Source organism: Gluconobacter japonicus (assembly GCF_015244665.1).
Taxonomy (GTDB): Bacteria; Pseudomonadota; Alphaproteobacteria; order Acetobacterales; family Acetobacteraceae; genus Gluconobacter; species Gluconobacter japonicus.
In genome coordinates this window covers 495,261-508,138 of sequence record NZ_JABCQN010000001.1, presented here as the reverse complement: position 1 = coordinate 508,138, position 12,878 = coordinate 495,261, and the positions used below count along the sequence as shown (strand labels likewise).

The 12,878-nt window shown below is 58.6% G+C and carries 8 protein-coding genes and 1 tRNA gene; 6 read left to right on the top strand and 3 right to left on the bottom strand.

Annotation, left to right across the window (positions count from 1 at the left end; translation table 11 throughout):
* The first annotated feature begins 247 nt into the window (after window positions 1-247).
* The 4 genes from HKD32_RS02315 (at window position 248) to HKD32_RS02300 (ending at window position 4,807) form a co-directional block, all read left to right on the top strand.
* Window positions 248-1,555: a DUF1800 domain-containing protein gene (locus HKD32_RS02315; protein WP_194257423.1), complete on the top strand. Its 1,308-nt coding sequence runs from the start codon at window positions 248-250 to the stop codon at window positions 1,553-1,555.
* Between the two features lie 3 nt (window positions 1,556-1,558).
* Window positions 1,559-2,767, top strand: a complete 1,209-nt coding sequence (locus tag HKD32_RS02310) for a DUF1501 domain-containing protein (protein WP_061928430.1) — start codon at window positions 1,559-1,561, stop codon at window positions 2,765-2,767.
* Window positions 2,768-2,967: 200 nt separating this feature from the next.
* Entirely contained in the window at window positions 2,968-4,161 is a 1,194-nt protein-coding gene (gene fdhA, locus HKD32_RS02305; RefSeq protein WP_061928428.1) for a formaldehyde dehydrogenase, glutathione-independent, read from the top strand.
* Between the two features lie 76 nt (window positions 4,162-4,237).
* Window positions 4,238-4,807, top strand: coding sequence for an NADPH-dependent FMN reductase (locus HKD32_RS02300; RefSeq protein WP_010501331.1), 570 nt, complete (start codon window positions 4,238-4,240; stop codon window positions 4,805-4,807).
* 67 nt (window positions 4,808-4,874) lie between these two features.
* Here the strand turns inward: HKD32_RS02300 and gltB are convergent, their stop codons facing one another.
* The 3 genes from gltB to HKD32_RS02285 form a co-directional block, all read right to left on the bottom strand.
* Window positions 4,875-9,395, bottom strand: coding sequence for a glutamate synthase large subunit (gene gltB / locus HKD32_RS02295; protein ID WP_194257422.1), 4,521 nt, complete (start codon window positions 9,393-9,395; stop codon window positions 4,875-4,877).
* Window positions 9,392-10,825 (bottom strand): NAD(P)-dependent oxidoreductase, encoded by a 1,434-nt coding sequence (locus HKD32_RS02290; RefSeq protein WP_194257421.1) that lies wholly within the window; start codon window positions 10,823-10,825, stop codon window positions 9,392-9,394. The genes gltB and HKD32_RS02290 overlap by 4 nt, the downstream gene beginning before the upstream one ends.
* A gap of 179 nt (window positions 10,826-11,004) precedes the next feature.
* Entirely contained in the window at window positions 11,005-11,961 is a 957-nt protein-coding gene (locus tag HKD32_RS02285; protein WP_228118696.1) for a complex I NDUFA9 subunit family protein, read from the bottom strand.
* Between the two features lie 109 nt (window positions 11,962-12,070).
* Between HKD32_RS02285 and HKD32_RS02280 the strand changes: the two genes are divergently transcribed.
* Together HKD32_RS02280 and HKD32_RS02275 are read left to right on the top strand one after the other, a co-directional pair.
* A tRNA-Leu gene (locus HKD32_RS02280) sits at window positions 12,071-12,157 on the top strand.
* A gap of 60 nt (window positions 12,158-12,217) precedes the next feature.
* Window positions 12,218-12,862, top strand: coding sequence for a ribonuclease D (locus HKD32_RS02275; RefSeq protein ID WP_061929245.1), 645 nt, complete (start codon window positions 12,218-12,220; stop codon window positions 12,860-12,862).
* Window positions 12,863-12,878: the final 16 nt, after the last annotated feature.

The window sequence follows — 12,878 nt, the reverse complement described above, 5'->3', positions numbered from 1 at the left end:
GAGAGACATCAAAATCGCAAATAAACCCCCATCAGGTATAAAGTAATGACTAACTCTATACCCTATGGGGTATCCTGATTTTATTTTAAATATGAAACAATCCCAAAATCTGTTTGCCTGCAAAAGCATGCGTTCCAGAGAACGTGCCTGACATTTTCATACAAAGCCGTCCAGATTTCGCCACATAAGACGAGCAGCTTTCGATAGGATCGAGCCACGCCCGTTCAACGGAGATCGTGAGAGTGTCATGCGATTTGTCAGTGCGATCAACAGATTCGGCTGGGGCCAGCGGGACAGTAAAGCCTCTGACATGCCTCTCCGGGAATGGCTTTCGCAGCAGCTCAATGAGCCGGATGCAGCCATTTTCAGGAACGTCGGATCATCCCCGGATGGGCTGATCGCTCTGCGGGAACAGCGCAAAACCAAAATACAGGGCGACCCTTTGATCAAGCCGATCTTTCAGGCGGAAGTCGCAACCCAGCTCGACAATCTGCTTGTGACGGACCAGCCATTCCGCGAGCGGCTTGCCTGGTTCTGGTTCAATCACTTCACGGTCAGCCTGCGTCAGGGCGGCACAAGAGCGGTCATTGGCGCCTATATGCGTGAGGCCATTCGCCCACATGTAACAGGACGCTTCTCGGATATGCTCCTCGCCGTGATGCGTCATCCGGTCATGCTGATGTATCTGGACAACACATCGTCCATCGGCCCCACCAGCCCGGCACGGCGCAAAAGCCATCACGGGCTAAACGAAAATCTGGCCCGTGAATGTCTGGAACTGCACACGGTCTCGCCAGCCTCTGGCTACACCCAAACAGACGTCACGTCCTTCGCAGCCGTCCTGACAGGCTGGAGCATCGACATGAAGACCGAACAACCCGGCTTCGTGCTTCGGAAAAAAGCTCATGAACCAGGAGAAAAAACCGTCATGGGTCAGACCTTCCCGGAAGGTGAAGAGGGCGGCATACAGGCCCTGCACTTCCTCGGCACGCACCCTGCAACGTACCGCCACATCGCAACCCAGATGGTCGGGCATTTCATTTCTGACACACCTTCACCGCAGGATATCACCCATATTGCGTCTGTCCTTCGGGACAGTGAAGGAGATCTGCGGGAAGCCTCTCTTGCCTTGGCAGACCTTCACGATACGAACCGCTCTGGCAGCAAGTTCCGCTCCCCCATGGACTATGCCACCGCCGTCATGCGGGCCCTGTCTTTGGGTGGAGAACCCAGCCAGCCAGACGACCCGCATTCTCCCGCCCATCAGCTTTACGCGGCCTTCGCTTCGCTGGGGCAACCGTTATGGACGGCCCCATTGCCAAACGGCTGGAGTGACACTGCGGCAGACTGGAGTGCACCTGCGGATATGCTGGTCCGCACGGACTGGGCATGGCGAATGGCGGCTCATGTCCGGGCCGGAGACCCAATGGAGATCGCCCATATCGCCCTAGGCCCGGCACTCCGGCCCCAGACCCAACTCGCCATGCATCATGCCGGCTCCCGTCAGGATACGCTGGCCCTGCTCTTCTCTTCACCCGAATTCCAGAGGCGTTGACCTATGATGATCCATCGTCGCACTGCCCTGCTGGGTCTGGCTGCAAGCTGGACACTCGGGCGTTCCTCTCTCGCGTTTGCCGGTTCACCCGGCGGGCCGGATGATCCACGCTTTGTGGTCATTATCCTTCGGGGCGCACTGGATGGCCTGTCGGCTGTCACCCCATACGGAGATGCCGATCTCAGAACACATCGCCGGGACCTTGTTCTTCCTGAACCCGGACAGGATGGCGGCCTCCTCGATCTGGGCGGCTTCTACGGGCTGCACCCCTCCCTTCAGACGCTTCACCGCCTTTATGGCGAAGGCCAGATGCTGCCTATTCATGCCGTGGCAGGCCATTACCGCAGCCGCTCCCACTTTGAAGCGCAGGACTATCTGGAAAGCGGTGCCGATAACCGTCTGAGCAGCGGCTGGCTGAACCGGGCTGTATCCGTCCTGCAAGGGAAGACCAACAGACCGGATGGATACGGGCTGGCCATGGGGCTGACAGTTCCCCTTCTGCTCCGCGGATCTGCCAAGGTCGGAAGCTATGCGCCCGCTGGAAGCCAGCACCCGGACGAGGATCTTTACAACCAGATCGTTGCCCTGAACGCATCCGACCCCATCACCGGGCCGGCTTTCCGAAACGGCCTGAAAGCCAGAGGCTTCTCGGACGCGGCCATGACGGACATGAAGACACCAGCCGCCACAGGAAAACCTCACAAAATCGACGCTTTCACACAGCTTTCCACCGCCGCAGGGCAAATGCTGGCCACATCCCATGGTCCCCGGATCGCCGCACTGGAAATCGGAGGATGGGACACCCATGCCGCTCAGCTTGGACGACTGGGAAGCCCCCTCGCCCAGCTTGATCGCGGGATTGGAGCTTTGCGTGAAAGTCTGGGCGAAAACTGGAAGCGCACGGTCACCTTTGCCCTGACGGAGTTTGGCAGAACTGTCCGCATGAACAGCAGCGGCGGAACGGACCACGGCACCGGCACTGTCACGTTCCTTGCCGGAGGTGCCGTTGCGAGGGGAAAAGTCGGCGGCACATGGCCCGACCTTCGCCCCAGCCAGCTCTTTGAAAACCGGGATCTCGCTCCCACAACAGATCTGCGTGCCGTAGCCGCAGGTGTCCTGTGTGATCATCTTCATCTGCCACCATGGGCGCTTCCAACGGTCTTTCCCGGCCCAAAAACAAATCCACTCAAAGGCCTGATTGTTTCAGCCTGACAGGAAGGGGAATTTTTAGACGTCCGACGAGGCCGTTCTCAGGACGTGTCCATCACAATCGAGCGATCATATGGCTGTATTTCTATGTCACGGTTGCCGTTGAACGCGACGGACGTTGAGGTCAGTGTACGACAATATTTCGTCGTGCCGGGCGACCCCGGCCGCAAGGGATGGCCGCTGCCCGAACCTGGAGAGAAGCCATGTCTGACGAAAACAGGGGGGTCGTTTATCTCGGCCCCAATCATGTTGAAGTCCAGCGGATCGACGACCCCAGAATGGAAACACCCGATGGCCGGAAGATTGACCACGGCGTCATTCTCAAAGTCGTCTCCACCAATATCTGCGGCTCCGACCAGCATATGGTCCGAGGCCGTACAACAGCACCATCCGGGCTGGTCCTCGGCCACGAGATCACCGGCGAAGTCATCGAAACAGGCTCTGATGTCGAGATGGTCCGCAAGGGCGATCTGGTCTCCGTACCCTTCAACGTCGCCTGTGGGCGCTGCCGATGCTGCCGCGAACAACATACGGGCGTATGCCTGACAGTGAATGCCAGTCGCGCGGGCGGCGCCTATGGCTATGTGGATATGGGCGGCTGGATCGGCGGGCAAGCCCGCTACGTCATGGTCCCTTATGCAGATTTCAATCTGCTGCGCTTCCCTGACAAGGCTCAGGCACTCGAGCGCATCAGAGACCTCACCATGCTGACCGATATTCTCCCCACCGGCTTCCATGGTGCCATCAATGCCAAGGTGGGTGTGGGCTCAACGGTCTATATCGCGGGTGCAGGACCCGTCGGGATGGCAGCAGCCGCATCGGCACGCATTCTCGGGGCCGCCGTCGTTATGATCGGCGATTTCAACCCTGAACGCCTCGCCCATGCCAAGTCCGTCGGATTTGAACCTATCAACCTCCAGAACCACGACAGACTTGGAGACCTCATCGAACAGGCCATCGGAACACCGGAGGTCGATAGCTTCATTGATGCCGTCGGTTTCGAAGCCAGGGGATATGACGGAAAGGAACAACCAGCCGTCATTCTCAATCAGGCCATGGAAGTCACCCGCCCAGCCGGGGCCATCGGTATTCCAGGCCTGTATGTGACGGAAGATCCGGGCGCCCATGAAGCTGCGGCGCAGAAAGGCAACCTAACGCTCCGACTGGGTCAGGGCTGGGCCAAAAGCCAGTCGTTCCACACCGGTCAGACCCCCGTTCTGCGTTATAACCGGCAACTGATGCAGGCCATTCTGCATGGACGTCTTCCCATCGCCGATATCGTCAACGCAACCGTAATTTCACTGGAAGACGCCCCACGCGGCTACCATGATTTCGATAACGGCGCTCCGCGCAAATTCGTTCTCGATCCTCATGGAATGCTGAAAAACGCAGCCTGACTCCTGCTTTGTGTCATGATCCGCTTCCCTTCGGGTCATGACAACGAAAAACCAGCTTTTCGACGGAGACCAGTTCATGCCCAACGACACGCCTCTGCATTTCGTCACCCTGCTCGGAAGTCTCCGCAAGGCCTCTTTTAACGCGTCGGTTGCGCGGGCTTTGCCAGAACTTGCACCGGAAGGGGTTTCCATTACCCCGCTCGGATCAATCGGGGACTTTCCCCACTACAACGCAGATGTTCAGGACGCAGGCTTTCCGCCCCCCGTTCTGGCCATGGCGGAACAGATCCGGGCCGCAGACGGCGTCATCATCGTGACCCCGGAATATAATTATTCCATTCCCGGCGTCCTGAAGAATGCCATCGACTGGCTCTCCCGCGTCTCGCCCCAACCTTTCAGCGGCAAACCTGTCGCCATCCAGACGGCGTCCCCCGGGATGATCGGGGGTGCCAGAGCGCAATACAACCTCCGACAGAATATGGTGTTTCTGGACGCCTTTGTTCTTAATCGTCCCGAAGTCATGATTGGCATGGTCGCAGGGAAAGTAGACCCCGAAACGCTGAAATTCATAGACGAACCTACCTGCAAGTTTATTGCCGGTCAGATCGTTGCGCTCGCCACCTTGGCCAAAAAGCTTCAGTCCTGAGACAAAGAAAAAAGCCCCGCACCAAAACCTGATGCGGGGCTTTTCAGACTTTACTCGATCAAATCAATCAGGCTGAAAGCTTGGACAGATCTTCCTGCACATAGCCAATGACCTTGGCATATTCGCGGGGAACGATGTGCCAGAACTGCTCCAGCGTGTGCTCCCAGCAATGCAGCAGGTCAGCAGCGTAAGTACTGCCCGTTTCTTCCACATGCTGCTCGACAAGCGCCCGTAGCTCAACGTCCCAGCGGCTGCCAGGCTGCACGCGGTTCCACATCACCGTGTCCGGATTGATGCGGGATTCAAAACGGTCCTTTGGATCAAGCACATAGGCCATACCGCCCGTGAATCCTGCGCCAAAGTTGTCGCCCGTCTCGCCGAGGATCACGACCTTGCCGCCAGTCATGTACTCGCAACCGTTCGAGCCACAGCCTTCAACAACAGCCGTCGCACCGGAGTTACGAACCGCGAAGCGCTCACCAGCCTGCCCAGCCGCAAAGAGCTTGCCGCTCGTTGCACCGTACAGAACCGTGTTGCCAATGATCGCGTTCTCTTCCGAACGCCACGTGGACGCCGGAGACTGACGGACAACAATCGTCGCACCGGACAGACCCTTGCCGACGTAATCGTTGGAATCCCCTTCCACGATCATCTTCAGACCCTGCACCGCGAAGGCACCAAGAGACTGACCCGCCGACCCACGGAGCGACAACGTAAGCTGACCCTCTGGCAGTTCATGCATCCCGAACTGACGGGTGATCATGCCGGAAATACGCGTCCCGATCGCGCGATGCGTGTTCTGCACGTTGTAATGCAGATGCAGCTTCTCACGACGCTCAAACAGCGGGATCGCATCGGCCACGATCTGCGCGTCCAGCGTTTCCGGAACCTCGTTACGGCCCTCACGGGTGCAGTAACGCGCATGTTCACCCGGATCGGCCTGCACCAGCAGGGAGTTCAGATCCAGATCATCCAGATAGTCCGCGCCGCGAGACACCTGACGCAGCATATCCGTGCGGCCAATGACCTCCTCAAGGGAGCGAACACCCAGATCGGCAAGGATATGGCGAATGTCTTCAGCAATCAGCGTGAAGAGGTTGATGACCTTCTCCGGGGAGCCTTCGAACTTCGCACGCAGCTTTTCGTCCTGAACGCAGACGCCGACAGGGCAGGTATTGGAATGGCACTGACGCACCATGATGCAGCCCATGGCCACCAGTGCGGCCGTACCAATACCGAACTCTTCCGCACCCAGCATCGCCGCCATGACCACGTCACGGCCCGTCTTGATACCGCCATCCGTCCGCAGCACCAGACGATGACGCAGACGGTTGAGCATCAGAACCTGATGCGCTTCGGACAAACCCATTTCCCACGGCAGACCCGCGTAATGGATCGAAGACTGCGGGCTGGCACCCGTACCGCCGGAATGACCGGAGATCAGGATGGCATCTGCCTTCGCCTTCGCCACACCCGCCGCAATCGTGCCGATACCCGTCCGGGCAACCAGCTTCACGGTGACGGTTGCCGTTGGGTTGACCTGCTTCAGATCGTAGATGAGCTGGGCCAGATCCTCGATCGAATAGATATCGTGATGCGGCGGCGGAGAAATCAGCGTCACACCCGGCGTCGCATGACGCAGGCGGCCGATCAGTTCCGTGACCTTGAAGCCCGGAAGCTGTCCACCCTCGCCCGGCTTCGCGCCCTGGGCCATCTTGATTTCGATTTCGCGGCAGTCATTCAGATACTGCGCGGTCACACCGAAACGACCAGACGCCACCTGCTTGATCGCGGAAGACGCATTGTCCCCGTTCGGGCGCGGCTTGGAACGCTCGGCATCCTCGCCACCCTCACCAGAATCAGACTTCGCGCCAATCCGGTTCATGGCAATCGCCAGCGTCTCATGCGCTTCCGGGCTCAGGGCACCCAGCGAGATGCCCGGCGCGACAAGGCGACGACGGATCTGCGTGATGCTTTCAACCTCGTCCACCGGGATCGGTGCATGAGGCGCCTTGAAGTCCAGCAGGTCACGAAGTGCAACCGGCGGCATCTGACGCACCGCATCCGCGTAACGGCGATACAACGTGTAGCTGTTGGCCGAGACAGCACTTTGCAGCATGTGCACAAGCTGGCCGGAGAACGCATGTGTCTCGCCCTGACGACGCAGCTTGTAGCGGCCACCGACCGGAAGCGCTTCAACCTTCTGATCCCACGCAGCCGCATGAGCCTTCAGGATGTTGCGGGCGATACCCGGCAGACCAATGCCGGAAATACGTGACGGCATGCCAGGGAAGAACTCGGCCACCAGCGCACGGGACAGACCAATGGCTTCGAAGTTGTAGCCACCGCGGTAAGCCGAGATGATTGAAATCCCGAACTTGGACATGATCTTGAGCAGACCCTTGTCCACCGCCTTGCGGTAACGCTCCATCGCCTCACGCATCGTCATCTGGCCAAACAGGCCACGACGCAAACGGTCTGCAATACTGTGCTGAGCCAGCGCCGGGTTCACCGTCGTCGCACCAACACCGATCGTCACGGCAATGGCGTGAACGTCGATAGCGCTGGACGTCCGAACGTTCAGGGACGTGAATGTCCGCAGGGAATGACGCACCAGATGAACATGCACGGCAGCCGTCGCAAGGATCATCGGCACAGCCACGCGATCCGGACCGGTGTTCTCATCCGTCAGGAACAGATGGGTGCAACCCCCACGAACATGATCTTCCGCCTGAACCCGGATGGAGGCGATCGCCGCACGCAGACCTTCTTCGCCATCCTCAACCGGGAAAGTACAGTCGATCAGGGCCGCATTCTCACCGCAGACTTTCCGCAGTTCATCAAACTCACCAACCGTCAGAACCGGGCTGGGAAGCTGAAGCAGATCGCACTGTTCCGGGCGCTCATCGAGGATATTCCCCAGATTGCCCAGACGCGTGATCAGGCTCATCACCCGCGTTTCACGCAGAGAGTCGATCGGCGGGTTCGTAACCTGGCTGAAGCCTTGACGGAAATAGTGCGACAGCCCACGATAGATCTTGGACAGAACCTGAAGCGGCGTGTCGTCACCCATGGAGCCAAGGGCTTCGGCGGCCGTCTCAACCATCGGATGAAGGATGGTTTCCAGCTCTTCATGCGTCAGGCTGACGGCCATCTGCTGGCGACGCAGCACGTCTGCGGCCATACCGTCCGGCTCGATCACATCCCGCACGATCGGCTCGATATTACGGATGCGCTTGACCCAGGACTGGAAATCCTGACGGGAGGCCAGCATTTCAAGCAGTTCATCCGGCTGATAGAGACGACCTTCCTTGAGGTCGAGCGCCAGTGTCTGCCCCGGACCAAGGCGCCCGCGACGCTGAATCCGCGCTTCCGGCACACGGACCATGCCCGCTTCCGACCCCACGATCAGCAGGTTGTCATTCGTGATGGAATACCGCAGCGGACGCAGACCCGCACGGTCCAGCCCGGCGATGACCCAGCGACCATCCGTTGCACAGACCGCAGCCGGACCGTCCCACGGTTCGATGACCGCATTGCAGTAGCGGAACATGGCGCGCGCTGCCGGAGAAATCGCAGAGTTCGCACCGCTGGAGGCCGGAATGAGCATCATCTTGGCCATCGGCGCGCTGCGGCCACCGAAGGTCATGAGTTCGAAGACGTTATCCAGTGCGGCCGTATCCGAACCCGCAGCCTGCACGACTGGCTTCAGATCCTCCATATAAGGATCGAGCGCCGCATGTGAAAGGCGCGTTTCGTGCGACCGCATCCAGTTGGTATTGCCGGAGATCGTGTTGATCTCACCGTTATGCGCCACCTTGCGGAAGGGCTGAGCCAGCTTCCAGGTCGGGAACGTGTTGGTCGAGTAACGCTGATGGTAGATCGCAAAACGCGAGACGAAGCGCTCGTCCAGCAGATCCGGATAGAAGTCCGTCAGGTTCTCGGCCAGGAACATGCCCTTATAGATGACGGAGCGGCAGGATAGCGAGCAGATATACAGATCCACCTGCTGGCGGGTCGCCTGCTTCTCGATGCGGCGACGCAGCACATACAGATCACGCTCGAACTCATCCTCCGAACGACCCAGCGTATTGCGGATCATGATCTGTTCGATCTCAGGGCGCGTCTGGTTGGCCTTTTCGCCAATGCAGGCCGTGTCGATCGGCACCTGACGCCAGCCATAGATCCCGTAGCCGAAGTTCAGAACCTCGGTTTCGATGATCTGACGACCGGCTTCCTGCGACGCCAGATCCGTCTTCGGCAGGAACACCATGCCAACGGCAATACGACCATCGATCGTATCGTCGCTGGAGCTGTTATGAATGGCTTCGGCGAAGAAATCCTGCGGGATCTCGACATGGATGCCAGCACCATCGCCCGTCTTGCCATCAGCATCGACAGCGCCACGGTGCCAGATGTTCCCCAGAGCCTCGATACCAGCCTTCACGACCGCACGGGACGGCTTGCCATCCAGCGCCGCGACAAGGCCCACGCCACAGGAATCGCGCTCCTGCGTCGGGTCATACAGCCCCTTCAGGCGCTCGACGTTCTCAGCGTATTCGCGGATGAAATCGGTGTTCTGTGTCATTCCGCGGCCTCCAGCGCCAGGGTCTTGGTCAGAGAAAGATGCATTGCGTCAGCCGCATCACGGCCGTCCTTGATGGCCCAGACAACGAGGCTGGCACCACGGACAATATCGCCACCAGCGAACACGCCCGGCAGGCTCGTCTGGAAACCACCCGGCGGAACCGTCAGCGTGCCCCAGCGCGTCACGGCAAGCTCCGGCTGCTGCCACTGGCCCGGCAGGTCTTCCGGATCGAAACCCAGCGCGCGGATCACAAGATCGCCTTCAATAATGGAATGTTGGCCCGTGCCTTCGATGGAACGGCGGCCCGTGGCATCCGGTGCGCCAAGACGCATTTTCAGAACCTTCACGCCTTCAACGGTGCTCTCGCCAAGAAACTCTTCCGGTGCAGCAAGCCACTCGAAGTTCGCGCCTTCTTCCTCGGCATTGTAAACTTCCTGACGGGAGCCCGGCATATTCGCACGGTCACGACGATAGACGCAGGTGACCTTTTCGGCGCCCTGACGGATGGACGTCCGAACGCAGTCCATGGCCGTATCACCACCCCCAATGACCACAACACGACGGCCCTTGGCATGAAGGCCAACATCTTCGCCGGGATCTTCATCATATCCACGACGGTTCGAGGCCGTCAGGAAGTCAATCGCATCCACAACGCCGTTCAGGTCAGCACCCGGCACGTCCACAGAGCGCGAACGATAAACGCCCGTTCCGAGGAACACCGCGTTATGACGCGTCCGCAGATCATCCAGTGACGTCTCCCCCTCGCCCGCACCGATCGGCGTGGAAAGATGGAAGATGATGCCCTGCTCTTCCAGCAGCTTGTGACGACGGACCACGACATGCTTTTCAAGCTTGAAGCTGGGAATACCGTATGTCAGCAGGCCACCCACGCGGTCCTGACGCTCATAAACATGAACCTCATAGCCGCGCGCCCGCAGACGCTCTGCGCAGGCCAGACCAGCCGGCCCAGATCCCACGATGCCGACACTAAGACCCAGTTCACGATCCGGCAGACGCGGCTGCACCCACCCCTGCTCGAAGGCATTTTCCGTAATAAAGCGTTCGACAGCACCTATCGTGACACTCTCGAACCCCTTCTGGATGACGCAATTGCCTTCGCACAGACGATCCTGCGGGCAGATACGGCCACAGATTTCCGGGAAAGTGTTGGTAGCCGAAGACATTTCATAGGCTTCCTGCAGACGGTCTTCCGCCGTCAGCTTCAGCCAGTCTGGAATGTTGTTGCCCAGCGGGCAATGCACGGAGCAGAACGGAATACCGCATTGAGAGCAGCGGGAGGCCTGCTCTTCAGCACGGCTCGTCGCAAACCCACGATAAATCTCTCCAAAATCCGCACGACGCTCAGCAGCATCGCGCTTCTCCGGAAGGATCTGTGGGTGATTGACGAACTGCAACATCCGTTCGGCCATGCGCCGTGTCTCCTAAACAAACCATATGTTCCGTGGAACGTACGAAATCGGTGGAGTACCAGCTATTCCGTCACTTTACGTGATAACAGTCAGTGATACTTACCTATAACTAAAAACCGCATTTAGATCGCCGCTTTCATTGCAGAAATCCCACATTATTTAGGTCCGATATGGACCAATTAGGATTTGAGCTGTCGATAGAGCTTGAAAACTCCCGTCTTCAGATACTCCGGCACCACCATCCGCATGGACACCGGATGGATATCCAGCGTCTGCAAATTGTCCGGCCCCGGATGCACCACATTATCAACAGACATCATTGCCACCTGATCCCGCGTCAGCAGATGGCCCGGCAGCTTCTCCAGCACAGAGGCTTCAAGACGGGCAAGCGCCGTCGGGATCGGTAACAGAAACCTGTGACGACCAGATGCCTCCAGAACAAACGCCATCATCTCCCGCATACTGAGAATGTCAGGGCCACCAGCCTCGACGATACGTCCCACATGCTCAGGCTGCAGCAAACGCAGCAAAGCTTCCGCAACGTCTTCGACAAAAACCGGCTGATAGCGTGTGTGCTGAGCAAAAACCGGCAGAACAGGCGAGACTGCGGCGATCAGAGCAAACAGATTGAAGAAACTGTCTTCAGGGCCGAACACAACCGAAGGACGCAACAATCCAGCATCCGGAAACACACGCCTGACAACCTGCTCAGCGGCCCCTTTGCTCCGGCCGTAAGCGCCCGGCGATGTGAGCGAAGCCCCGATTGCAGACATGTGAACATAACTCTTCACCCCTGCACGCTGCGCCCGGACAGCAGCCAGATGAGCGCCTTCAACATTGATCTTGTGAAGAACGCGCACATCCGGCGTCATGACCGAAACCAGATTAACCGCCGCATCCGCTCCATCAAACAGCCGGTCCAGTTGCTCCGCATCATTGACAGAGACTTTCAGGAACTCGACACGCCCCGTTCCTCTTGCCGCTCCAAGCCCCTGAATCGCCTCAGGATTTTGACTACCAACCCGAACGACATGCCCTGTCGCCACCAGTTTCCTGACAAAACTGCGGCCAATAAAGCCACCGCCGCCAAGGACCGCCACCTTGCGTGGCGACGTCCCGGAAAAAAGTTTCTCCATTTTCTTCTTTTCTTTCATACAGACAGTTGACGCGTCCCTACAGTCGGGCTAAACGCCTCTTCACCAACCCGGGATGCCTCAGGAAACTGAAAAACTCGGTGCTTTCTGAGCCCAGATGGCGGAATTGGTAGACGCGCAGGTTTCAGGTACCTGTGTCCGAAAGGACGTGGAAGTTCGAGTCTTCTTCTGGGCACCACAGACGGTCAGGCTTTATAAGCCTCCCCCTCTGAGCTTCTAAAAAATTGGTGACAACAACATGAGCCAGCAGAACGCCATCCATCTTCATGACGGCGACCTGCCGGACGATTTTGATATTGGCCCTGTTGTCGCCATCGATACCGAGACCATGGGTCTCAATCCCCACAGAGATCGTCTCTGCCTCGTGCAGCTTTCCGCCGGTGACGGTGAAGCGCATCTTGTGCAGATCAAACCCGTTTCCCTGGGTGGGCGCGGTTATGACTGCCCCAATCTCAAGGCTCTTCTGTCGGATGAGTCCATCACGAAGCTGATGCACTTCGCACGCTTTGACGTGGCCGTTCTCCAGCACGCTCTGGGCATCACCGTTTCTTCCGTCATTTGCACCAAGATTGCCGCGCGGCTGGTCTATACCTTCACGGACCGCCATGGCCTCGCCTATCTGTGCCGCGATCTGCTGGGTGTCGAGATGAGCAAGCACCAGCAGAGTTCTGACTGGGGCGCAGACGTCCTCACGGAAGACCAGATGCGCTATGCTGCGTCTGACGTGCTACATCTGCACGCTCTGTGGGAGAAACTGGAAGCCATGCTGATCCGTGAAAATCGCCGTGAACTGGCACAGTCCTGCTTTGATTTTCTATCGGCCCGCGCCCGTCTTGACCTTCTGGGATATGAAGATCCCGATATTTTCGCGCACCGCGCCTAATCACAATCCGGCTCCG